This is a genomic window from Streptomyces sp. NPDC001514 (assembly GCF_053597075.1).
On the sequence record NZ_JBSFHO010000003.1, the window covers coordinates 1 to 24281 of the forward strand.

The 24281-nt window shown below is 70.8% G+C and carries 15 protein-coding genes and 2 pseudogenes; 9 read left to right on the forward strand and 8 right to left on the reverse strand.

Annotated elements, in window-relative coordinates; genetic code table 11:
• A pseudogene (locus tag ACWCXB_RS04630) lies at positions 1–100 on the forward strand (IS481 family transposase); the annotation flags it as partial.
• Between the two features lie 149 nt (positions 101–249).
• Here the strand turns inward: ACWCXB_RS04630 and ACWCXB_RS04635 are convergent.
• Complete coding sequence (locus ACWCXB_RS04635) at positions 250–696, reverse strand: DUF2785 domain-containing protein (protein ID WP_450718975.1); 447 nt, start codon at positions 694–696, stop codon at positions 250–252.
• A 411-nt stretch (positions 697–1107) separates the two neighbouring features.
• On the opposite strand from ACWCXB_RS04635, the gene xylA reads away from it, so the two are divergent.
• The 5 genes from xylA to ACWCXB_RS04660 all read left to right on the forward strand — a co-directional run bounded on the left by xylA (position 1108) and on the right by ACWCXB_RS04660 (position 11419).
• The gene (gene xylA / locus ACWCXB_RS04640) at positions 1108–2280 is read left to right on the forward strand and encodes a xylose isomerase (protein ID WP_450718977.1); all 1173 of its coding nucleotides are present in this window, start codon (positions 1108–1110) and stop codon (positions 2278–2280) included.
• Between the two features lie 161 nt (positions 2281–2441).
• The gene (locus ACWCXB_RS04645) at positions 2442–3737 is read left to right on the forward strand and encodes an ROK family transcriptional regulator (RefSeq protein ID WP_450718979.1); all 1296 of its coding nucleotides are present in this window, start codon (positions 2442–2444) and stop codon (positions 3735–3737) included.
• 244 nt (positions 3738–3981) lie between these two features.
• Complete coding sequence (locus tag ACWCXB_RS04650) at positions 3982–8775, forward strand: DUF6531 domain-containing protein (protein WP_450718981.1); 4794 nt, start codon at positions 3982–3984, stop codon at positions 8773–8775.
• A gap of 33 nt (positions 8776–8808) precedes the next feature.
• A complete protein-coding gene (locus ACWCXB_RS04655; protein WP_450718983.1) occupies positions 8809–9888 on the forward strand; it encodes a hypothetical protein in 1080 nt (359 codons plus the stop codon).
• Positions 9889–10048: 160 nt separating this feature from the next.
• The gene (locus ACWCXB_RS04660; RefSeq protein ID WP_450718985.1) at positions 10049–11419 is read left to right on the forward strand and encodes an FAD-binding oxidoreductase; all 1371 of its coding nucleotides are present in this window, start codon (positions 10049–10051) and stop codon (positions 11417–11419) included.
• 84 nt (positions 11420–11503) lie between these two features.
• Here the strand turns inward: ACWCXB_RS04660 and ACWCXB_RS04665 are convergent, their stop codons facing one another.
• From ACWCXB_RS04665 to ACWCXB_RS04675, 3 genes are all read right to left on the reverse strand, one after another.
• Complete coding sequence (locus tag ACWCXB_RS04665; RefSeq protein ID WP_450718987.1) at positions 11504–16273, reverse strand: HAD-IC family P-type ATPase; 4770 nt, start codon at positions 16271–16273, stop codon at positions 11504–11506.
• 76 nt (positions 16274–16349) lie between these two features.
• Positions 16350–16907: a hypothetical protein gene (locus tag ACWCXB_RS04670; RefSeq protein ID WP_450718989.1), complete on the reverse strand. Its 558-nt coding sequence runs from the start codon at positions 16905–16907 to the stop codon at positions 16350–16352.
• A 347-nt stretch (positions 16908–17254) separates the two neighbouring features.
• A complete protein-coding gene (locus tag ACWCXB_RS04675; protein WP_450718991.1) occupies positions 17255–17680 on the reverse strand; it encodes a hypothetical protein in 426 nt (141 codons plus the stop codon).
• An 88-nt stretch (positions 17681–17768) separates the two neighbouring features.
• Between ACWCXB_RS04675 and ACWCXB_RS04680 the strand changes: the two genes are divergently transcribed.
• The gene (locus tag ACWCXB_RS04680; protein WP_450718993.1) at positions 17769–18440 is read left to right on the forward strand and encodes a helix-turn-helix transcriptional regulator; all 672 of its coding nucleotides are present in this window, start codon (positions 17769–17771) and stop codon (positions 18438–18440) included.
• Between the two features lie 287 nt (positions 18441–18727).
• Here ACWCXB_RS04680 and ACWCXB_RS04685 read toward each other — a convergent pair whose 3' ends face one another.
• Complete coding sequence (locus ACWCXB_RS04685) at positions 18728–19327, reverse strand: TetR/AcrR family transcriptional regulator (RefSeq protein ID WP_450718995.1); 600 nt, start codon at positions 19325–19327, stop codon at positions 18728–18730.
• Between the two features lie 217 nt (positions 19328–19544).
• On the opposite strand from ACWCXB_RS04685, the pseudogene ACWCXB_RS04690 reads away from it, so the two are divergent.
• Positions 19545–20135: pseudogene (locus ACWCXB_RS04690) on the forward strand (ATP-binding protein); the annotation flags it as partial.
• Positions 20136–20668: 533 nt separating this feature from the next.
• Here the strand turns inward: ACWCXB_RS04690 and ACWCXB_RS04695 are convergent.
• Entirely contained in the window at positions 20669–20803 is a 135-nt protein-coding gene (locus tag ACWCXB_RS04695) for a hypothetical protein (RefSeq protein WP_450719551.1), read from the reverse strand.
• Between the two features lie 155 nt (positions 20804–20958).
• Positions 20959–21255 carry a hypothetical protein gene (locus ACWCXB_RS04700; RefSeq protein WP_450718997.1) on the reverse strand — a complete coding sequence of 99 codons (297 nt, stop codon included), beginning with the start codon at positions 21253–21255 and terminating at the stop codon, positions 20959–20961.
• Between the two features lie 71 nt (positions 21256–21326).
• Between ACWCXB_RS04700 and arfA the strand changes: the two genes are divergently transcribed.
• Complete coding sequence (arfA, locus tag ACWCXB_RS04705) at positions 21327–22844, forward strand: arabinosylfuranosidase ArfA (RefSeq protein ID WP_450718999.1); 1518 nt, start codon at positions 21327–21329, stop codon at positions 22842–22844.
• Between the two features lie 127 nt (positions 22845–22971).
• Here arfA and ACWCXB_RS04710 read toward each other — a convergent pair whose 3' ends face one another.
• Positions 22972–24222, reverse strand: coding sequence for a helix-turn-helix domain-containing protein (locus tag ACWCXB_RS04710; protein ID WP_450719001.1), 1251 nt, complete (start codon positions 24220–24222; stop codon positions 22972–22974).
• Positions 24223–24281 lie beyond the last annotated feature (59 nt).

Sequence of the window (24281 nt, forward strand, 5' to 3'; positions counted from 1 at the left end):
AGACTTCCTCCACACCTACAACCACCACCGCTGCCACACCGCAATCGGAGGGCAACCTCCGATCAGCCGCGTCAACAACGCTGCGGGTCAATACACCTAGGGCCTGTCCGGCGGAGGTTGTGGCCGATCCGGGCCCGCGGATCGCTGCCGGCATAGGGCCGGGGTCTCGCTCGGCCGGCGGTAGTGGTTGCCGCCTGTTGCCGTCCGGAGGGACCCCCGGAGCTGGCCGGCACGTTGGTGACGGAAGGATCAACCCTTGATCGGGAAGTCCTTGACCGGTGGGTGCCCGAAGACGAGTGCGAGCACTTCGGCGAGCCGGATCTTGACCGCCTCACGGTGCGTGACGGGGTGCGGCGGCCCGAAGGGAATCCGCGGGGCACCCTGATCGGCCAGCAGGTAGAGCATCCGAAGCGTCCGCATCGCATTGGACACGTACACCGGCATCATCGACCTGCGGCCGACCACGTCGAAGTCGGCCTCGACCACGTCGAGCCATGACGTCGACGTCTGCACGGTCAGGTCCGGGCGAGTCAGAACTCGGGCGATGGCACCGGCGAGGCGGTCGTCCTCCTGCTGGTCATAGACGTAGCTGGTGCGTGTCAGCATGCGCCTGGCCGCAAGGTCCAGCATGCTGCCCGGGTCGACCTGCGGTAGCTGCCCGAAGGTTCCCAGCAGGTCGGCTCCATGGGCGACCATCGGGACCGCCTCACCTCACCCATGCGTCCCTCGATCGTTGAGCGACAGGCTCAGCGCGCCGCCCGCGCCAAGCACCCGCCCGCATCGCCGAGTACCGCCTCGATCCGGTCCCACTCGCCCGTCCCGGCGGCCACCGCGATCAGGGAGCCGGGGGCCGGTCGGGGCCGCTTCGAGCATCTGAGCCCGGTCCTTTTGGTCATACGAACAACAAAATATGTCCACGTCGGGGCGGGACCGTCAAGACGCCGCCAATCAGCTGAATGCCTGGCGTCGACAGGGGATCGTGGCGTGCTCCCAGGGGCTCTCGGGGGCTCTCAGGGGCTTCGTCAGGAGCTTGGCGGGACATCTTCCATGAGGTATTGGTTAGAGGGCAAACAAATTCCGAGCCGCCGTCACCCAAGGGGCCGCACCATGCCGGAGCAGTTCACTCCCACCTCGCAGGACAAGTTCACGTTCGGTCTGTGGACCGTCGGCTGGCAGGGCCGCGACCCCTTCGGCGAGGCCACCCGCCCGGCCCTCGACCCGGTCGAGTCCGTCGAGCGCCTGGCCGGGCTCGGTGCGTACGGCGTGACCTTCCACGACGACGACCTGATCCCGTTCGGCTCCTCGGACGCCCAGCGCGAGACGGCCGTCAAGCGCTTCAAGGACGCGCTGGAGCGCACCGGTCTCAAGGTGCCGATGGCGACCACCAACCTCTTCACGCACCCGGTCTTCAAGGACGGCGCCTTCACCGCCAACGACCGCGACGTGCGCCGGTACGCCCTGCGCAAGACCATCCGCAACATCGACCTGGCCGTCGAGCTGGGCGCCACCACCTATGTCGCCTGGGGCGGCCGCGAGGGCGCGGAGTCCGGTGCCGCCAAGGACGTGCGGGTCGCGCTCGACCGGATGAAGGAGGCCTTCGACCTCCTCGGCGACTACGTCACCGAGCAGGGCTACGATCTGCGCTTCGCCATCGAGCCGAAGCCCAACGAGCCCCGCGGCGACATCCTCCTGCCGACGATCGGCCACGCCCTCGCCTTCATCGAGCGCCTGGAGCGCCCCGAGCTGGTCGGCGTCAACCCGGAGACCGGCCATGAGCAGATGGCGGGCCTGAACTTCCCGCACGGCATCGCCCAGGCACTGTGGGCGGGCAAGCTCTACCACATCGACCTCAACGGCCAGTCCGGCATCAAGTACGACCAGGACTTCCGCTTCGGCGCGGGCGACCTGCGGCAGGCGTTCTGGCTCGTCGACCTGCTGGAGACGGCCGGCTACGAGGGCCCGCGCCACTTCGACTTCAAGCCCGTGCGCACCGACGGCTTCGACGGCGTGTGGGAGTCCGCGAAGAACTGCATGCGCAACTACTTGATCCTCAAGGAGCGCGCCGCCGCCTTCCGTGCCGACGCCGAGGTCCAGGAGGCACTGGTCGCGTCCCGGCTCGACGAGCTCGCTCTGCCGACGGCTGCCGACGGCCTCAAGGGGCTGCTCGCCGACGCCTCCGCCTACGAGGACTTCGACGTGCAGGCCGCGGCTGAGCGCTCGATGGCCTTCGAGCGCCTCGACCAGCTCGCCATGGAGCACCTGCTCGGGGTGCGCCGCTGACCGGCGGATAGGTTGGCCTGTCGTCTCTGACCGGTCGTCCTTGTCCTGTGGTCCTTGACGTTCAGTCGTTGGCCCTCGTCGTCGGCCCCTCGTCGATCGGGAGCCGCGATCCCCCCCGGTCGGTCCGTCCGGTCAGGCGAGAGCAGTTAGGGAGTGAGTACGTGCCACTGAGCGCCGCCGAATCGGCTCGCTCCCACGAGCCGGCCCCCGCCGACCAGGTGGCGGTCCGCCGCGGCAACCTCGTGCGCGTGCTGCGCGAGGTCCGTACGGCCGGACCGCTGTCCCGGGCGACCGTCGCCCGGCACACCGGGCTGACCCGTGCCACGGTCTCCAGCCTCGTCGCCGAACTGATCGAGCGCCGGCTGCTGCGGGAAACCGACTACCAGCAGAACGGCACGGTCGGGCGCCCGGGACGGCGGCTGGAGATCGACGGCAGGGGAGTGGCGGCCCTCGGCCTGGAGGTCAACTCCCGCTATCTGGCGGCCTGGTCGACGGACCTCGCGGGCCGGCGGTTGCAGGAGCGGCGCCTTGTGCACGACGCGACGCACCAGGACGCCGAGCACACGATCCGCACGCTCGCCGGGCTCGCCGCCGAGCTGATCGACGGCGCCCGCCGGGCCGGGGCCCACACGGCGGGGATCGGTGTCGCCGTACCGGGCCCCGTGGACATCGCCACCGGCTTCGTACGCTCCGCGCCGAACCTGCACTGGCGGGACGTACCGGCCGCGGGGCTGCTGCGCGATCTGCTCGCCCTGCCGGACGAGGTGAGCGTCGTCGTCGACAACGAGGCCAACCTGGCCGCCCTGGCCGAACACGGCCACGGCCGGTCGAGCGCCGCCGACCTGGTCTATGTGACCGGGGAGGCGGGTATCGGCGCTGGCATCGTCGCGGGCGGCAGGCTGCTGCGCGGCGCCGGCGGCTTCAGCGGTGAACTCGGGCATCTCCAGGTCGACCCCGCCGGCGAGCGCTGCGCCTGCGGGCGCATCGGCTGCCTGGAGACCAAGGTCGGGCTGCCCGCCGCGATGCGTCTCGCCGCCCCGGACCTGGCGGAGGGAGCGGCGGCGGGCGGCACGGCGGAGGGCGGAACGATGGCGGGCGCCGCGTCCCACGACCCCCAGGAGCAGGCCGGGGAGCTGCTGCGCCGCGCCACGGCGGGCGACCCGCGGGCGCTGACCGGTCTGGACGAGATCGGCCGCTGGCTCGGCATCGGCCTGTCGATCCCGGTCAATCTGCTCAATCCGGATGCGATCGTGCTGGGTGGCTACTTCGCCGCGGTCGCCCCCTACCTCCTGCCGGCCGCCATGCGCGAACTGCGCGAGCGGGCCGTGGCGGGCGACGCGGCGGTGTGCCGGGTGACCGGCTCGGCCCTGGGCTTCACAGCAGCGGTGCGCGGCGCGGCGGACATCATCGTGGAGGAGATCTTCGCCGACCCGGGCCGTGTGTCCGTCCCGGCATAAGATCCCCGGGATCCCCGTGGTCCTCGAAAGCCCATCGAAACTCCTTACGCAGTACGCGAGTTGAGTTGCGCCCCAAGTACCGCTGTACGTCCGGGAGTTGTCGAGCTTCCCTGCCGGACCGTCGCCGCACGGCAGCCGCCCGCTCACGCCCTGCATGGCAACCCCCTAAGTGATCACCAGTCAGTCGAGGGTGATACGAATGTTCGAAGGTGATTGGTTGCTTCTGCACGGGGGTTGACATCGCATGGCCGTCACGGTGCCCGATTGGGCGGACACGCTGCTGGATCTCATAGGCGTCGCTTGGCCGAACGTCGATGAGGACGCGTACCGTGACATGGCGGATGCTCTGCGGGAGTTCGCCGATGACCTGGAGGACGACGGGCAACTCGCCAACAACCACTTCGAAAGGCTGCTTTCCTCCGGCCAGGGCGAATCGCTGACCGCGCTCGATGAGCACTGGAACAGGGTCAAGGGCAAGCACATCAAGGACATCGCCGGTGCCGCCCGTACCATTGCCGGTGCCCTGGACCTCGCCGCCACCGCGATCGAGGGCATGAAGGCCGCGGCTCTCGTGCAGTTGGGGTACCTCGCCTCCGAGGCCGGGATCGCGCTCTCCCTCATTCCGGTCACGGGCGGTTTGTCGGCGCTCATCGGCGCCGGCGCGATGCGAGCCACCCAGGAAGTCGTCAAGCGACTCATCAAGGAATGCGTCGAGGAGGCAGTCGGCTACGTGGTCTCGGCGATGACCGAGCCGGCCGTCGCCGCGCTGGAGGGCATGGCCGCCGACCTCGTCGTCCAACTCGGCGCCGTCGCCATCGGACTGCAGGACGGCGTCGACCTCGACCAGACGAAGGACGCCGGGAAGGAAGGCTTCAAGGACGGCGTGCAGTCCGGCAAGGACGCCATGCACCTGGCCTCCGCGGGCGGCGGGCAGCGGGGCGGCAGCGGCCTGAAGGACCTGCACATCGAGCATGCCGAGCACGACCACGCCTCCACCCAGCTCGACGGCGTCAGCGTCGGCATCCACGGCAGGACGGCCGGAAAGCTCACCAAGGCGAAGACCGCACACGGCCGTACCCGGGGCCGCGACTCCATCGCCGATGCCATCGACCCGGTCGCCGACAAGGCGCTCGAAGCCCTCATCAAGGCCACGCGCACCATGGGTGACCACGTCGGCAAGACCCTCCCCAAGGCCGTCAAGCAGATATCCGTCGACCACAAGAACACGGACGACGACCTGCGTGACCGCTTCGCCCGCCAGCGCAAGGGCGACTACGACAACCACGGTGGGAAGGCGCCGGGCGGCGGTCCGAACGACAGGTCTAAGGGGGAGGACGCGCGTACGAGGCCCAACTCCGTGCAGGACGCCAAGGGCGATCCTCGCGCGAACGGCGTCTCCTTGGACAAGACGGTCTGCAAGAACGACCCGGTCGACGTCGCCACGGGCAAGATGCTGCTGCCGCAGACGGACCTCACGCTGCCCGGCGTGCTTCCCCTCGTGCTGCGCCGCACCCATGTCTCGACCTATCGATACGGCCACTGGTTCGGCCGGAGCTGGGCCTCCACCCTCGACGAACGCATCGAGACCGACCCGGTCGGCGGCGGCGCGATCTGGGCCCGCGAGGACGGCTCGCTACTGATCTACCCGAGCCTGCCCCGGCCCGACGGCGAGCCCGTCCTTCCGCTCGAGGGCGACCGGCTCCCGTTGGTCCACGGCGGCGTGGCCGGGGACGAGGTCTCGTACGAGATCCGCGATCCGCGCAGCGGTCTGATACGCGCCTTCACCGGTAGCCCCTATCGCACCTCCACCGCGTTCTGGCTGTCTGCGGTCGAGGACCGCAACGGCAACCGCGTCACCTTCTCGCGCCGCCCCGACGGTGCACCGACGGCCCTTGCGCACTCGGGTGGTTACGTCGTCCAGATCTCCGCCGACGTCTCGCGGGTGACCGCCCTCGCCGTACGCGGCCCGGAGGGGCCGGTCACGGTCGTCGGCTACGGCTACGACGCGGCCGGCCACCTCACCGCCCTGACTGGCCCAGAGGGTCCGGACGGGCCGGCCATGCGCTTCACCTACGACGCCGACAGCCGTGTGACGTCCTGGACCGATCGCAACGGCGCCACGTTCCGGTACGTGTACGACGGCGACGGCCGGGTCGCCCGCACGATCGGCCCCGACGGCATCCTGTCCTCCCGCTTCGCCTACGACGTCCACCCTGCCACGGGGCATCGCGTCACCCGCTACACCGATTCCACCGGCGCGACCACTGTCCTGCACCTCAACGACCGTCTCCAGGTCGTCGCCGAGACCGACCCCCTGGGCAACACCACCCACCTGACCTGGGACCCCTACGACCGCCCACTCACCCGCACCGACCCGCTCGGCCACACCACCGAGCTCACTTGGGACGAGGCCGGCAACCTCACCGCGGTACGACTGCCCGACGGCAGTGTTGCCACCGCCCGCTACGACGAGCGGAACCTGCCGCTGGAGGTGACCGCCGCCGACGGCACCGTATGGCGGCAGACCTTCGACGAACTGGGCAACTGCGACGGCACCGTGGCGGCGGACGGGTCGGTGACCCGCTTCACCCACGACCGCACCGGCGCGGTCGCGTCCGTGACCGACGCCCTGGGGGCGACGATCCGGATCCGCTCCGACCTCGCCGGACTGCCGCTGGAGATCACCGGTGCCGAGGGCGGGCTGACCCGTGTGGAGCGCGACCACCGCGGCCGACCCACCCGGATCACCGATCCCGCCGGTGGCAGCGAGCAGTTCGTCTGGGACGACGAGGACCGCCTGCGGACCCGTGTCGCCGCCGACGGTACCCGCGAGTCGTGGACCTGGGACCCGGAGGGCAACTGCCTGTCGCACACCGACGCCGCGGGCGGCGCCTGGGCCACGGAGTACGGCCCCTTCGACAAGCCGGTGGCGCGCGTCGCACCGGACGGCGCCCGCCACGAACTGCGCTACGACACCGAACTGCGGCTGCTGGAGGTGACCAACCCCCTCGGCCAGAGCTGGCATTACCACTACGACGCGGCCGGCCGGCTGGTCTCCGAGACCGACTTCGACAGCCGGTCCACAACGTACGCCTACGACGCGGCGAACCGGCTGACCGCACGCACCACCGCACTCGGCCGCACCGTCACCTACACCTGGGACTCGATGGACCGGCTGGTGGAACGTGACGCCGACGGGGCCCTCACCCGGTACTCCTACGACCGCGCCGGCGCGCTCACCGAGGCCCGCACCGCCACCTCCACCCTGACCATGGAGCGTGACGAAGTCGGCCGGCTCGTCGCCGAGACCGTCGACGGACGCACCGTCCGCTACGCCTACGACGCGGTCGGCCGCCGCACCTCGCGCACCACGCCCACCGGAGCGGTGAGCCGTCTCGCGTACAACGCGGCCGGTGACCGCGTGTCCCTCACCACGGACGGCCACGCGCTCGCATTCACCCACGACGCCCTTGGCCGGGAGCTGTCCCGTACCTGGTCGTCCCAGGGCTCCGCCACCTCCCTGACCACGGTCTGGGACCGGCTGAGCAGGCCGGTGGCCCAGTCGCTGACCACACCAGGATCGACGGACCCGCTGCGTACCCGTGACTACGTCTACCGCGCCGACGGGTATCCGGTCTCCCTCGGTGAACGGGCGGCGGGCGGCGAACGCCGGGACAAGCAGATCACGCTCGACCCGGTGGGCAGGCCGCTGACCGTGGCGGCGCCGGGCTGGGAGGAGAGCTACGCCTACGACGGCGCCGGCAACCAGACAGCGGCGGACTGGCCTTCGACCGCAGGGCACGCCGCGGCCCGCGGCCCGCGCGTCTACGACGGCGGACGGCTGGTCGCGGCCGGCGCCGTCCACTACGAGCACGACGCCGCGGGCCGGGTCGTCGTCCGCCGCCGTTCGCGCATCTCACGCAAACCCGACGTCTGGCGGTACGCGTACGACGCCGAGGACCGCCTGGTGTCGTGCACCACGCCGGACGGCACCCTCTGGACATACTCCTACGATCCGCTGGGCCGCCGCAGCGCCAAGCACCGCATGGACGCCGACGGGCGGACCGCCGTCGAGACGGTCCACTTCACCTGGGACGGTCCGCTGCTCGTGGAGCAGTACGACGAGACCGCCGGTACCGCACTCACCTGGGAGTACGAGGGCCACCGCCCGCTGTCCCAGTACGAGCGCAGGACGCTGAGGACCGACGAGGTCGACGCCCGCTTCTTCGCCATCGTCACAGACCTGGTCGGTACGCCCACCGAACTCGTCTCGGCGGAAGGCGAGACGGCCTGGCGCGGGCGTTCCACGTGCTGGGGCACCACGGGCTGGAACACCTCCGCCACCGCCTACACCCCACTGCGCTTCCCCGGGCAGTACGCCGACCCCGAGACCGGGCTCCACTACAACTACTTCCGCCACTACGATCCCGACACTGCCCGGTTCACCAGCCCGGACCCGCTGGGCCTGGCCCCGGCGCCCAACCCCTCGACGTACGTCCTCAACCCGTGGGTGTGGACCGATCCGCTGGGTCTTGCGCCCAAGCGGTGCCAGATGGACGCCTACGACTGGGGCGGGTCGATCCGCTACGGCCGCCTGGACCATCTGGGCCGTCCCACGGGTGTCTACGCATGCCTTCGCCCGGAGATCATCGACGCGAAGAAGGGCACGGAGGCGGGCAAACTCAAGCCGCCGGGCTGGCGGGGCGACGGCAACGCGTTCAACGAGGCCCGCGGTCATCTGCTCGCCGACCGTCTGGGCGGTGCCGGCAAGGGGAGACTCGCCTGGCACAACCTGGTGACGCAGACCCAGAACCCCACCAACTCACCGGACCAGCGCGACCAGGTGGAACAGGTCATCTTCGACCAGGTGACGAAGCACAAAGAGGTCGTGCAGTACCACATCAAGCCGGTCTACGAAGGCACCAACCCGATCCCGATCAGGCTGGAGTTCACGGCCTTCGGCAACAAGGGCTTCACCTTCTCGCACAGCCTGGAGAACCCCGCCGGCTATGTCAGGACCGGTGTGCCCCGGATATAGCATCGACGTCGAACCGCCTTGGAGGACCAGCGCATGACCCGCACCACGCCCCCACGCCCCGTCGACGTCGAAGCGGTCTTCCCCGCACTCGCCGCCCACCGCCGCACGGCGACCCGGCTGCACCCCCGTCAGGGCATGCCGAAGGCGGAGGAGAGTTCGGTGGCGGGGCCGCTACTGTGGCCGGCCGACGAGCCGTGGCCGGTGTGCACCGCCGTGCACCCGAAGGGAACGGGCCACCTGCTCTCCGACGTGCGGCTCAGGCGACGCATCCAGGACGCGGCACGGGGGCGCGACTTCACGGAGGAGGAGCGACGACTCCTCGACGGCATGGAGCGCGGCCGGCACGCGCCGGAGCTCCGGGACGAGGATCCGCTGCCGATGCTGGCCGTCGCCCAGCTGTACACCCGGGACTTCCCTGACCTCGTGGGGCCGGAGGGCCACGACCTGCTCCAGGTGTTCTGGTGCCCCTTCGAGGTGCACGGCCCCGATCGCACGATCGACGTGGTGCTGCGGTGGCGGCGGTCGGCCGAGGTCGGCACGGTCCTGACGGAACAGCCGGAACCACCGGTGGCGGGCCGCGAGGAGTGCGTCCCCACCGTCTGCGTCGTGCACCCGGAGCAGGTGGTGGAACACGAGTTCCTGGGCCTGCTCAGCGAGGAGCTGCAGGAGGCGATCTCCGACTGGGAGGAGAGCCTCCTCGACGAGGACGAGGACGACGCGTACGACTCGTCCGCACCGACCGGTTACGCGACGTACGAGGAGTACGAGGCGGCCATGGCCGCGGCCCGGGCCGAGGAGGAGTACGAGGTCGACTACATGGGCGACCTGTCGATCGCCCCGGGCTGGAAGGTCGGTGGCTTCGTCTCATGGCACCTCACGGGCCCCGCTCCCGTCGACTGCGCGATGTGTGGGACACCGATGCCTCCCCTGCTGACGGTCGACAAGTGGGAGTGCGACGGCAGTTCGAGGAGCTGGGTCCCCGTCGAGGACCGCGATGCCGCCGATGACCCGCGCGTCAACGACCCGGTCGGTGTCTACCTCGGCCGGGGAGAGATGCGCGTGCACACCTGTCCGGCCGACCCCTCGCACCCGCACCGGCTGAGCTTCCAGTAGTTCCGGCCGCCCGGAGTGACCCGCACGTACACCTCCGGAAGCAGCTGTCGCAGGAGAACGAGGACGCGTCGAGTCGTGGAGTTGAGGCTTCGCCCCATCGGCGTAGCCTGGAACAAAGCCGGGGCGGGACTCCAAGAGCGACGCACGAGGAGCGATGGCCATGGGCAAGCCCTCGGTGGAACAGTTGCGTGAGCGCGTACGCGGGGCGGTCATCACCCCCGACGGCGATGCCTACGACGAGGCACGCAAGGTCCACAACGCCATGATCGACCGCCGTCCGGCGGTCGTCGTGCGGTGCGCCAACGCCGGAGACGTCATGGCCGCGGTCGACTTCGCACGCGAGGCCGGGCTCGATCTGGCGGTGCGCGGTGGCGGCCACAGCGTGCCCGGCTTCGGTACCTGCGACGACGGCGTGGTGGCCGACCTGTCCGGCATGCGCGGGGTCCGGGTCGATCCCGGGCGACGGACAGCGCGCGCGGACGGCGGAGCGACCTGGGGCGACTTCAACGCGGCGACCCACGCGTTCGGCCTGGCCACCACCGGCGGGATCATCTCCACGACCGGTGTCGGGGGGCTCACGCTCGGCGGTGGCATCGGGTACCTGGCCAGGGGTCTTGGCCTGAGCTGCGACAACCTGGTCTCGGCCGACGTGGTGACCGCGGACGGCCGGTTCCTCGTCGCGAGCGAGGAGGAACACGACGACCTGTTCTGGGCCCTCCGCGGCGGCGGCGGCAACTTCGGGGCGGTGACCTCCTTCGAGTTCCGGCTCAGTCCGGTCAAGGACATCTACGGCGGACCGATCCTCTACGAACTGGGCGACGCCGGCGCTGTTCTGCGTGCCTACCGCGAACTCATCGCCGAGGCGCCGGAGGAACTCGGCGGATTCCCCGGCTTCCAGATCGCCCCACCCCTGCCGTTCATCCCGGAGAACCGGCACGGCGAGCCGTTCATCCTGATCGTCGCGTGCTGGGCCGGACCCCTCGATCAGGGAGAGCGCGCCGTCAAGGTGTTCCGTGACATGGCACCGGTGGTCGCCGAACACGTCGGCCCCATGCCGTATCCCGCGCTCAACAGTGCGTTCGACGCGCTCTACCCCCCTGGCCTGCAGCACTACTGGAAGGCCAACTTCGTGACCGAGCTCGACGACGAGGCGATCGCGGCGCACCTCGAGCACGGGCCGCGCGTGCCTGTCGTCAATTCGACGGCCCACATCTACCCCATCAACGGCGCCTGCCACCGCGTGGCACCGGAAGCGACGGCCTTCGCGTACCGGAACGCCACGTTCGCCACGGTCGTCGCCGGCATGTGGCCGGACCCGGCGGACAACGAGGCCAACATCGCCTGGGTGCGCGACTACTACGAGGCGACCGCACCGCACTCGGAGGAGGGCGGCTACATCAACTTCATGGCCGAGGACGACCAGGCCCGGATCAGGGCCAACTACAAGGGCAATTACGACCGTCTCGTCGAGGTCAAGAGGGTGTACGACCCGGGCAACCTGTTCCATGTGAACCAGAACATCAAGCCGTAGCCCGCGCTCCGAGGGCGCGCATCCGGATCGGCATCCTCAGTGCACGAACCGGTCGGTGCACGATCCGGTCGGTGCACGAACCGGTCAGTGCACGAACCGTACGACTGGACGAACCCGCGAGGTGAGATCGGCCAGGAGACGGTCTGCCTGCGGCAGTACGTACGGCCCGAGTGAGGCGGTGCCGACGGCGAAGGCCACACCGGTCCAGGCCAGCGGGCCGAGCGGCGTGCACCCGAAGAAGTGGCTGACCACGGGAGTCTGCACGAGGGCGACGAGCACGGCGGCGGTGCCGAGGACGGTCACCAGGACCAGCGGGCTGTGGCGGCGTCCGACGACGGTCTGGGTGAGCTGGGCACCGACCACCCCGCACAGCGCCATCGTGCTGGTGCGTCGCGCCGAGCCCGGAGTGAGGCTGCCGATGAGCCATGCGACGGCCGCGCCGATCCCGGTGATCAGGCCACGGTGCCGGATCTGACGTGTCAGCGGCCGGCCGAGGACGGCGAGGCCCACGGGCGTGCCGTCGGCTGCGGCGGCCTCACCGGCGGGTTCCGGGGCGTGGGGGGTCACCGCGACCGCCATCGCCGGGAACATGTCGGTGAGCAGATTGACCAGCAGCAGCTGACGCGTCGACAGCGGCGACGTACCGGACAGCAGGGTGCCCAGTACGGAGAAGCCGACCTCGCCGGCGTTCCCGCCGAGCAGGATGCTGATGGCGTCGGCCACGCTGCGCCACAGGGCGCGGCCTTCGCCGATGGCGTCGATGAGGACCGACAGTTCGTCGTTGGTGATCACGAGGTCCGCGGCGTTGCGCGCGGCTGCCGATCCGCGCGCCGCGATGCCGACCCCGACATCGGCGGCGCGGATGGCGGCGGCGTCGTTGGCGCCGTCCCCGACCATGCCCACGACGCGTCCCGCCTCCCGGAGCGCCTCGACGACCTGCAGCTTCTGTTCGGGGGCGACGCGGGCGACGACGCCGCAGTCCCGGAGCAGACGGGCCCGGCCCGCCCGGTCCAGTGCGGCCAGATCGTCACCCGTGACGACCGTGACATCCGGTGGCCAGCCGAGGGCGACCGCCACGGAGCGGGCGGTCTCAGGGTGGTCGCCGGTGAGCATGACAGGTCGTACGCCGGCCTCGCCGAGCCCCGCCACGAGCGGGGCGGAGCTGGCGCGAGGGGTGTCGGCCAGTGCCACGAACCCGATGAGTTCCAGCAGTTCGAGGGGTTTGTCCAGTGCCTCGGTCGCCTCGTCCACGGCGAGGCGGCGCTGGGCGACGGCCAGCAGCCGCAGGCCCTGGGAGGCGAGGGCTTGCGCCGTCTCGACAGCTGCCGGATCCGCGTCGATGCAGCAGGGGAGTACGACTTCCGGCGCGCCCTTGACGACCAGCAAGTCCTCGCCGCCGCGGGACGAGCCGCGGTGGCCGTCGCCGTCAGCGGTTCGTCCGTCAGCGGTTCGTCCGGCGGCGGTTCGTGCGTCAGCGGTTCGTGCGTCAGTGGCTCGTCCGGCGGCGGCCGCATAGCCGCGGCTCGCCTCGAACGGCTGGGCCCGTACGGTGGTCCACCCGGTCTCGCGCGGGGCGGCGGCCAGCACGGCCTCGTCGGTGGCGTGGGCGTGGAAGCCCACCTGTTCGACGACGCGGGGGCATGCCCGGGCGGCGATGCGGAGGACCGGCTCCGCGTCGGCATCGGACGCCAGGTGCTCGGCGCCGGCGGCGACCACGCGGACGACCCGCAACCGGTTCTCGGTGAGCGTCCCGGTCTTGTCGAAGCACATCGTGTCCACGCGTCCCAGCGCCTCCAGGCTGCGCGGTGTGCGTACCAGGACCCCGAGCCTGCTGAGCCGCCGTGCCGCGGCCATCTGCGCCACCGTCGCCACCAAGGGCATGCCCTCGGGCACGGCGGCCACCGCGACCGCCAGTCCGCCCTGGAGCGCGGTGCGTACCGGGCGGCCGCGCAGCAGGGACAGACCGGCCACCGTGGCGCCGCCGGCGAGGGTGAGCGGCAGGACCCGGCGGGTCAGCTGGTGCAGTCGTGCCTGGACCCCCGCCGAGGTGGGGACCCGCGCGGCGAGGGAGGCCGCGCGGCCCGCTTCGGTCTGGTCGCCGGTGCCCACCACGACCGCCCGGGCGTGGCCCGCCACCACCGTGGTGCCCTCGAACACCATGCAGCTGCGGTCGGCGACGGACGCCTGCGGTACGGCGGCCAGTTGTTTACGGGTGGGCAGCGATTCGCCGGTCAGTGAGGACTCGTCCACCTCGAAGCCGCTGACCTCCAACAGGCGTGCGTCGGCCGGCACCACGTCGTTGGTGCGCAGCTCGATCACGTCGCCGAGCGCCAGTCGTTCGGCCTCGACGAGGGACGCCTCATCCGCCGACGCGTCGGCGAGGCGCCGGGCCGTCCGCCGCTGCCCGGTGACCAGCGTGGACAGCGCACGCTCGGCGCGCAGCCGCTGCACCCCGCCGACCAGGGCGTTCACCGCCACGGCACCGATGACGAGGAAGGCGTCCACGGCGGATCCCAGCAGCGCCGACGCGGTGGCACCGACCACCAGGACGGGGGTGAACGGGTCGTCGAGTTCGGCCCACACGGCTCCTGCCAGCCGCGCGCCCAACCGCGCCGGTGCGAAAGCGGGGTGCGTGACCGCGGCGTCCGCCACATGGCCGGCCCGGCCCCGTACCACCGCCCATGCGGTCGGCGCGGCCCGCGACGCCCTCGCCAGCCGGGCCATGACCTCCTCCGGATGAAGGGCGTGCCAGGGCACCCGCGGCCTGGGGTGCGGGGTCGTACCGGCGGCGACACCCAGCGCGGTGAACCAGCCCGACACCAGGGCCGCGGCGGTGGCGATGTTGACGGGGCTGAGCCGCAGTTCGAGCGGGAAGGGGACCCGCTGCGACCGCGCCCCGCGGGTGAGCACCAGGAGCTCGGAGAGCGTGGCGCCCGCCTCGGCGAGGAACTTGGACCGTCGGCTGACCGCGCGCGCCGCGGGTACGGCGGACAGCAACCGCCATGTGCCCTCGAGCCCGCGCAGGGGCAGAATGTCCGCGCCCCAGACGACAGCGCTGCGCTCGTCGGTGACGGCGACGGCGATGTCACTGCGGAGCAGCCCGTCGAGCACGTCGCGGGCGGCCGTGCTCAACTCCCGTTCGGATGCGGCCCTTTCGTGCGGTACTCGCGCCACCGTGAGGACGGTCCGGCCGTCGCTCTGCAGGTCGGCCACCACCTCGGCCAACGGGCGCTCGGCGGATTGGTCGGCCAGGGTCCCGAACTCGCCGAGCGAGTGGTCGTCCACCACCACGACGTGCAGGCCGGCCCGGCGCGCCGCGTCCAGCGCCGCCTCGGCCATCGGGTCGACCTCCCAGCCGACCAGGACGGTGCCGACGTCCGCGCCGCGCACTGACGCGATCATCAGACCCGTGTCCACCGGTCCCGTGTCCGCCGGTCCCGTCTCCGGCACGCCCGTGCACGAGGGCGTCTCATCGGGCACCGGTCGCAGGCCGAGTCGCGGCCCCTCGGACGGCGCCGCACCGTCCTCGGGCATTGGTCTGTCCTCGGGCGTTGCTCCATCCTCGGGCGTTGCTCCGTCCTCGGGCGTACTCAAAGCCGCGGTGGCTTCCAGCCACAACCGGTGGTGATCCCAGCCGGGCATGCTGGGGTGGACCTCGAGCACGGTACGCCGAGTGCTGCGCAGCGCCGCGGGATGCAGGACCACGGTGTCCACGAGTTCCAGTCGGCGCAGCCGCTCGGGATCGCGGACCAGGACGTCCTCCCGGGCCAGGACACTGCCGAGTGCCGCGGTGAAGGCCGCCGGGCCGTAGCGTGCCGCCTTGGGCGAACCGGCCAGCACGGTCTCGGCCGCCTCGTCGAGGTTGCGGGTGAACAGGAGTGTGGTGGCGGCGCCGCCCAGCATCCCGTTGATCGCGGCGTCGGCGTAGCCCTCGCCGGGGCATGAGCGCAGCGGCGGACGTACGACATCGCCTCCCGCCACCGAGAGCCGCCGTGGATCGCACAGTGTGTCGTGTACGGCGTCGAACGTCTCGAGCTGGGCCAGGGACTCCATCAACTGGGCGGTCCGCAGGGCCGCGTCGAGCAGCAGCGGACTCGGCGACTGGCCGATCCCGCAGACGGCGGCATGGGCCGCGGCCAGCACCAGGTCGGCCGCGTCCGGGCCCAGCGCGCGGCCCAGCACCGCGCGAACCCGCGAGTCCTCACGCAGCACCACGACCGCGGCCACCATGATCTCCGGCGCGCGCCGCAGAAACGTCGTCCGTGCCGCGAAGGCGGTGGCGATGCCCGCTGCGTCGCACGCCAGGGCGAGGGCGCCTGCGCGTACACCCCCGGCGGCGCCAGGGTGCGCGTGTTCCAGCGTCTGTTCGCCGACGTGCACCAGTCCATGTCCGGCGGCCAGTTCGGACACCCTGTCCGCCAACTCCTCGCCGATCGCGTCCTCGGTGGTCTGCACGACCAGCCGCCCCAGGCCGCCGTCCCAGTAGGCGAGCAGTACGTCAGGGTGCTCGGCCAGCTCGACGGCCACCTTCCTGGCGGCGGCCTCGAGCCGTTCCACAGTGGGCGCGGGCACGTCCGGATGGTGCTGGAGGGCGAGGTGCATCCGGGCCCCGGCGCGCCAGTAACCGACCTGCGGAGTCATCGCGTTACGGGCAACCCTGCCGACCCGTAGCGCGGTCGCCGACACCGCCGCCGCGCCCCTCGCGGCGCCGCGCGCACCGGCGTGCACGAGCTCGGCGGCCATCCGTGCCGTGTCCGTGGTCGGCGTCGCGATCCGGCGTGTGGCCTCGACGGGGACGGCCAAGGCGCTCTGGAGGGCCACGGCGGGCAGCCCGGTCAGCAAGCGGAGCAGCATCTCTCACCTTCGCGGGCCTGCCGCACGGGCCGGGGGTGGAATAGTCGTCACATGGGATGGAAGGCCGGTGTCGGCGTCAGGGCTTCTTCTGCCCGCCGGTCTTGGTGCGGGACGCACTCGTGGCGCTTGTGGCGGCGCGCTTGGACGAGCGGGCCTTCGCCGTGCCCGACGTGCTCGTCGACTTCGTGGGGCGGGTCTTCGCCGACCCCGACGTGGCTTTGGCCGGGCGGGACTTCGCCTTTCCCGTGGCCTTCGACGCCTTCGCCGACCTGGCGGCCTGCTTCGCCCGCAGGCCTTCGGTGCGGGCCCCGCCGGCTTCCTCGGCCGCCGCGACATCCTTGGGCCGCGGCTGGGTGAGCCACACCACCGCGGCGCCCGCAACGGCCACCGGCCACTCGACCACACCGGCCACTCCGAGCAGCCCGGCGCCGGTGTACGCCGCGACGCGCCGCGCATGCGGCGAGACGATCCCGACGGAGTCCAGAACGCCGTCGAAGATCTCCTTGACCCTGTCGATGCCGGGGACCTTCTCCACTGCCGTCGTCACCGTCTGCACGGGGTGCGCCAGTGTCTCCTGGACGGGATGCTGCACCTTCGTGTCCCCCGAGCCAGGCGCACGGGAACTGTCGGTCATGGTCGCTCTCCCTCCGTAGGGCAGGCGAGGCATACGGCCCTGGGCCGCGACGGCTCTCACCTTTCACCAACCTTGACAAGATCGCGCAACTCCGGCAAGCCTGGGCATATCCATCTGCCGCCGAGTGGGGTAAGCAGCGGTGGACGCCTCAGGCCCGGGGCTCGGCGGCCCGCCCTCGGCGGCCGTCCTGAGCGCGCCGAGCTCGGCCTCGCTGTTGGTGTCGACGCCGACGGCCTTCAGGTCGCGTCCTCGGCGCGCGGTTCCGGGACATCCCCACCGAAGGCGGGTGGCGCGGCGTGGCGCTCACCCGCCAGGGTGCGTTCAGTGCAGCCGAGTCCTCGGAGTGGCTACTGCTTGCCGTGGTAGCGCTCGGCGAGCCTCGCGAGCGCGACTGCGCCGAGGAGTAGTCCGAAGTCACGAAGCGCGATGTCGTAGTGGCCCGGGATGCTCAACAGGTTGACGATGATGCCTGCGAGCCATCCGGCCACCAGCCAGCCCCCGAAGCGCGGGGCGAGGGCGACGACGACGCCTGCCACGATCTCGATCACACCGACCGCGTACATGGCGGTCTGGGCGCTTCCCGGGACGAGGTCGTTGATCCACGGCGCGAGGTAGGTCGGCCAGTCCACAAGCAGGTTGGTGAACTTGTCCAGGCCGAACAGGATCGGGGCCACGGTGAATCCGGTGCGCAGGATCAGGAAGGCCTGGTAGCCCGGGTCGGTGAGCATGGCCCGCCGGGTGGTGGCGGACGTGGAAGTGGTTGCGGACGACATGGCGTCCTCCTTCTAACGACAACTTTCATTAACGATAGAAGCCCTTGTTCTCTCTTTAGTCAATGGCTGTGGGTTTTACACTGGCTTCGTGGACCACCCGAAGGACGCTCAGGACGCCGACCTCTCCGCCGTCGCTGCTCTCGACGAGCCGACGCGCAGGAGGCTGTACGACCATGTGGTGCGTCAGCCGGGGCCGGTCAGCCGGGACGAGGCGGCAGCGGCCCTCGGTCTTGCCCGACAGACCGCGGCATTCCATTTGGACCGGCTGGCCGACGAATCGCTGCTCGACGTGGTCTACGAGCGGCGCAGCGGGCGCGCAGGACCGGGTGCGGGCAGGCCGGCCAAGCTCTACCGGCGCTCGGCTAGGCAGGTGTCCGTCAGCCTGCCGCAGCGGCACTACGAGCTCGCCGGGCGGCTGCTCGCCCAGGCCGTCGAGGAGTCCGAGGCGACCGGTGAGCCGGCGCGGACCGTGCTGCACCGCAGGGCCCAGGACCTGGGCAACCATGTGGGCAGGCAGGACGGCGCCGGCGTCATCGACCTGCTGGAGCAGTACGGGTTCGAGCCGCGGCACGATGGCGATGCCATTGTTCTGGCCAACTGTCCCTTCCATGCGCTGGCCCGTGAGTGCACCGAGACGGTGTGCAGCATGAACCTCCACCTGCTGCGCGGTGTCCTTCAAGGGCTGGGCGACAGCGGGTATGAGGCGTGCCTGGCGCCTGTTCCCGGCCGGTGCTGCGTCCGTCTGGACCCGGCCGCCTGATCCGAAACCCACGGCTGGTCGATACGGCGGGCGTCTTTGCGCCGGGACAATACGACGCCCGCGCCGCCCGCCTCCTGAACCAGTTCAACACCGGCACCTCATCCGCTCCGGCGAGGCGTTCTCGTCAGTGCTCAACTCCACGACGGCCGGATCCACCGGCGGTTCAGCGGGCGGGGGGCGAAGCGAAACGGATTCTGTCCGAAGGGCGGCGGTTCTCGGCCGCAACCGCACTGGCGTGCGGGCCGTTTGGGGCCGCCACGCGCGGGCGGGGCGGTGGCGATGACTGCTCACCGGGTGGTGTGCCAGCAGGGTTCGAGGCGGTCGAGGAGGGTGTGGAAGGCCGCGTCGGCCCGGTCCCAGTCGCCGTCGGCCAGTGGCGCGAAGAGCAGACCGAAGGAGGCGTCGACCAGGAGGGTGGCCTCGTTCCGGGCACGTTCGTCCGGCATGTCGAGGTCGAGGAAGACGGCTGTGAGCAGGTCCGTCCACTCGGTGAGCGCATCGCGCATGAGCGGCCCGTACCTGTCGGGGTGGTGCAGGCCGGCAGCCATCACCTCCAGGTAGAGGGGGAGCACGGCGCGCCGCTCAGGGGTGGTGAACTGTCGCCACAGCTCCTCCATGAAGCGACGCAGCCCTGCTGCGTCCGCGGGGGAGCCGACCGTCTCGAGCATGCCGCGGACGCGCAGGAGCGGCCGCCTCTCGTCGAGGGCGAGCGCCTCGGCGACCAGGCGTTCCTTGGTGCCGAAGTAGTACAGGAGCATGCGGTCACTGGTGCCCAGCGCCCGGGCCAGCGGGCGCAGGGACAGGTCGGCAAGGCCGTTGCGGATCACGTACTCGCGGACCCGGTTCAGCAGGTCTCGTCGTTTGGCCGGGTCGGTCGGGCGCGGCATGGAGGCTCCCAGCTGCTGTCACGGGGCGGGATTGTTCCCGCACGCCTGTTCTCACAGCTTTTGTCTGCTATTTACTGTAGCGGGTGCTACATGTATCTTATTCATGTAGCAGGTGCTACATGAGCGGAACGGTCCGGGGCGTATCCGGCTCGACCGCCACCGGACACAGTCGCCTTGCGCGATCAGGTCGCCAGCAGTTCAGAAGGGACTGATCCCCATGGCCTTCCTGGCCAAGGGCCTCACCAAGACCGCTTACGCCGGATGGTTCGCCGGGCTTCGGCCCCGTCGACCCGGAAGGCCGGGGGAGCTCAGCGAGCCGTCCTGTGCTCCCCGAACGGAGATCGCCCCGGAGTCATGGTCCGCCCGGCATCTGGCCATGTGGTCACGCACCCTGGAACCTCTGCGGCCGCTGGACGCACCCCGTGGCCGGGCAATCGCCCGGGACGCCTCCTGGCCCTTGGCTCGCGATCTGACCTCGGTCCGCGAGGCCCGGCGAGTGGTGATCGAGCGCCTGGGTGATTGGGGTCTGAGCGAGCTGACCGACACCGCCGAGCTGCTGACCAGCGAGTTGGTCACCAACGCCCTGCGTCACACGCGCGGCGCTCTGCGGCTCAACCTATGGGTGTGCGGCTCGCGCCTGCGGTGCGAGGTCGAGGACACCAACCCCTCCCGTCCGGTACGCCGCGCCGCCGGCCCCGATGCGGAGGGCGGGCGCGGTGCCGAACTCCTCGACCTGCTCGCGGAGGCCTGGGGCAGTTTCCCTACTGCCACGGGCAAGACCGCATGGTTCGAACTGCCCGCCCCCACGACCTCACACACCGCCTCGTGCGGGAGTCCGAGAGCACAGCACGGTGCGTCCCGGCGGCGGTCGACGAACCGGCCGGCGGATGGCGGACAGCACTGCTGTGAATGTCGGCATCCCCGACCGACCCCGATAGCGGCGGACGGCGGCAGCACCGGGCTGCCCTCCACGGAGATCGCACTCCGAGGCGGAACCGCCCTGGCCGCCGTCTGAACGAGCCAGGCAGGTGCCCGCATAGGCGCACGTGCCCGATCGAGGGGTCTGCCGCGGCCAATCGGTGCGCGTAAAGCGCCAGGCGCCCCGACAGGCTCAGTGCTGTTGTGTGCCCGATCGTCCGCCGGTGACCAGTCGTCGACCATGGTCTCGCTCATGGTGAGCATCCCGGCCGACCGGTCGCCCCCGCGAGCACGAATCACTGGGCCCGATGCCCCCAGCCGCAGGGGTTGGGCCTGGTCAATAGTCCCCTTTCACAGGCGTGTTGGAAGCAGGATTGCGTCTGCTACTCGAGTGCGGCGTCGTCGGTGCGGCGGCTGGAGGTCTCACAGTGGCATGCTCACGATCGATTCGACCTCGGCGGCGACGGCGGCCGCGACGGCCTTGTCATCGCCGGTGAGCAGGATCGGCGTCAGGCCCAGGCCGCGCAGTCGGTGGATCGCCCCCGGGCCGTGATGCACGCCCCCGCTGACCGTGTTGCAGTACTCCCGGCTGTGAGCCGATCCGTGCCCCGAGTGGACGCGGTTGTGTGCAGGTCCCCGCCCTTGACGCTTCCTCTCAGGGCGCTTTAGTGTCACGGCCACCAACATGCGGCCTCAGTGGCATCCCCTCCGATTCAAACCATCGCGAGACATGGCGGTTTGCAGGCGCGAGGCCCGCTGCCTGCCGGGGATCCCTTGGGGGGCGCGCCACTTGCGAAGAGCATGAGCAGATGGTCGTCGGTCTTGAGCGCGGTCGTCGTCGGAGTCCTCACGGCCGCCGTCGTCGTGCCGACGTCCGAGGTCAGTGCCGAGGACACACAGGGCGGCCGTACTACGTCCTGGGCGGCCGACTCCGCCGTCCCGTCGAAGACGAACGGGCACTGGGTGGGCAGCTGGATGTCGATGCCGCAACTGACAGAGCCCCACAACATGCCTGCGCCCTTGACCCAGGACCATCTGGTCCTGGCCGACAGTGGCTGTTCGCATCTTCCCAAGGAGGGACATGACCCGCACCGCGCGCTTCACCCTTGACCCGGCATTCACCGTCGGCGACGTCAACCCCCGCCTCTTCGGCTCTTTCGTCGAACACCTCGGCCGCTGTGTCTACACCGGCATCTTCGAGCCGGGGCATCCGGCCGCCGACGAGTCCGGGCTGCGGACGGATGTCCTGGAGCTGATTCGCGAACTCGGCGTCACAGCCGTCCGCTATCCCGGCGGCAACTTCGTCTCCGGGTACAAGTGGGAGGACGGCGTCGGTCCGGCCGAGCAGCGACCGCGCCGACTCGATCTCGCCTGGCGCTCCACCGAGACGAATCGTTTCGGGCTCAGCGAGTACATCGGCTTCGTGAAGAAGATCGGCGACCAGGCCGAGCCCATGATGGCCGTCAACCTGGGCACACGCGGCGTCGCCGAGGCGCTGGAGCTCCAGGAGTACGCCAACCACCCGGCCGGTACCGAACTCGCCGACCGCCGCGTCGCCCATGGGGACAAGGATCCGTTCGGCATCCGGCTGTGGTGCCTGGGGAACGAGATGGACGGGCCGTGGCAGACCGGACACAAGACCGCCCACGAGTACGGACGGCTGGCCGCCGAGACCGCCCGTGCGATGCGGCAGATCGACCCGTCGGTCGAACTCGTCGCCTGTGGCAGCTCCAACCAGTCGATGCCCACCTTCGCCGCCTGGGAGGCGACGGTCCTTCAGGAGGCCTACGACGCCGTCGACTACATCTCCCTGCATGCCTATTACGAGGAGACCGAAGGCGACCGTGACTCCTTCCTGGCCTCGGCCGTGGACATGGAGGCCTACATCGAGAACGTCATCGCCACCTGCGACCACGTGGGCGCGCGACTCAAGTCGCCGAAGAGGATCAACCTCTCCTTCGACGAGTGGAACGTCTGGTACGTGAGCCGCTTCCAGGAGGAGTCAGAGGCGAGCCCCCTTCAGTGGCCCGAGGCCCCACGTCTGTTGGAGGACAACTACTCCGTCACCGATGCCGTCGTGTTCGGCTCGCTGCTCATCGCGCTGCTGCGGCACGCCGACCGGGTGACCGTCGCCTGCCTCGCCCAGCTGGTCAACGTCATCGCCCCGATCATGACCGAGCCGGGCGGCGCGGCCTGGCGGCAGACCACGTTCTTCCCGTTCGCGCAGGCGTCCCGGTACGGTCGCGGCCAGGTCCTCGACGTACGTGTCGAATCGCCCACGTACGACACGGCGAAGTACGGCGAGGTCGCCCTGCTGCACGCCACGGCGGTCCGCGACCCGCAGTCGGGCGCGGTCACCGTCTTCGCCGTCAACCGCAGCCAGACAGAGGCCCTGCCGCTCGAAGTCGCCCTGCACGGCCTGGACGTGACGGAGATCGTCGAACACTGCGCACTGTCCGATGCCGACCCGGAGGCTCGCAACACCCTGGACGAACCGGACCGTGTCACGCCGCACCCGGCCGAGGGAACCTCGGTGCGGGCCGGCGTGCTCGAAGCCGTCCTGGAGCCGATGTCCTGGAACGTGATCCGGCTGGCCTGAGCCGCCGACGCCGAGCGCCCTGCACCGACGGTGAGAGGTCCGCTCCGCTGGACGGAGGTGGGCGCCGGGGTGCGGGCGTTCGCGCCGCACGACGACCTGCGTTGGCCCGAACGGCCGTCGCAACGTGTCAGGACGCGCTGCGACGACGAGCGGCGTCGACGAGTCCGAGTTGCGCGCAGGCCAGTAGGGCAACCTCGATGTCCAGCCGGTTCTCGGTGAGCGGGTGTCCGAGGATCTCCTCCGCCTTGCGCACGCGGTAGTGGACCGTGTTCTTGTGGACGTGCATGCGTGCGGCGGCGTCGGTGAAGCTGCCCCGTGCGTCCAGGAACACCTGTACGGTCTCGCGCAGTCGGGCCGTCGCGTCGTCGTCGTGCATGAGGTCGCCGAGGACGCGTCCGGCCCAGGCTTCGACGTCGGTGAGGTGATCGACGAGGAGTCCGGCGAGGGCGACCCGGGAGTGGACGACGAGTGCGCAGCCGGGGGCGGCTCCCGCTACAGCGACCGTGCGGGCACGCTGCGCGTCCCGGAACGTCTGGCGGAATCCTTCGAGGCCGGGGGAGATGTCACCGAGGGCGATGCGCAGTGCCGGGTGCTTGTGGAGCTCGTTCTCCAGCAGATCGAGGTCGAGGGCCGGCCTGCCGGTGGAGGACATCCAGGCCCAGTACGTCCGTTCGTCGGCGGAGATCGTCAGGGGGGCTCTGCCGGTGGCTGCGGCGAGCATCGCCGCGCCGGCGCGCAGTTGAGCCGCGTCCGGATCGGCCGAGCCGGGCTGCGTCCAGATGATCGCGGCGAGATGCCATCCACGCAGGGACGTCGACAGCATCTCCTCGGCAGCGGCGAGGTCGAGCCCGTCGGTGTCGAGCACGGCGCGGACCTGGGCGGCGCGGGCGGCGTCGGACCGCGCGTCCCACCGTCTGCGCTCGTCCTCGTAGATGTCGACGAGACCCTCGACAACCTGGTCGATGTATGTGTTCGCCAGGTGCACGATTCGGCTTGTCGCGGCCAGGGCTTCGTCGGTGGACAGGTCGAGCTGGTGCAGGACGGTCATCGCCCGCTGCACGAACATGTGCTCGCCGAGGCGATAGGCGCGCAGCAGCGCCTCCAGTGACAGGCCGTGCTGGGCGAAGCGGCGGGCGTACTCGGCCGCGGCCGGCGGGACGGTGATGTCGTCGACGGAGATGTTCAGCGCCAGCATGTCGAGGATCGCGGCGAGGTTCGACGACGTGCTGGCGACCATCAGCCGCCGCACGGCGTCGTCGTGGCGGAACTCGGGGATGACGTCGACGAACATCGAGGTCATCTCGGTGGTGAGGTGCTCCAGATCGCCCTGGATGCGCTTGGCGGCTTCCTGGACGGTCCCGTCGACACTGACACTCATGGCGGGAAGGTACCCGACACGTCGCGTCCCGACAGTACGGCCGACGCCTGCATCTCGAT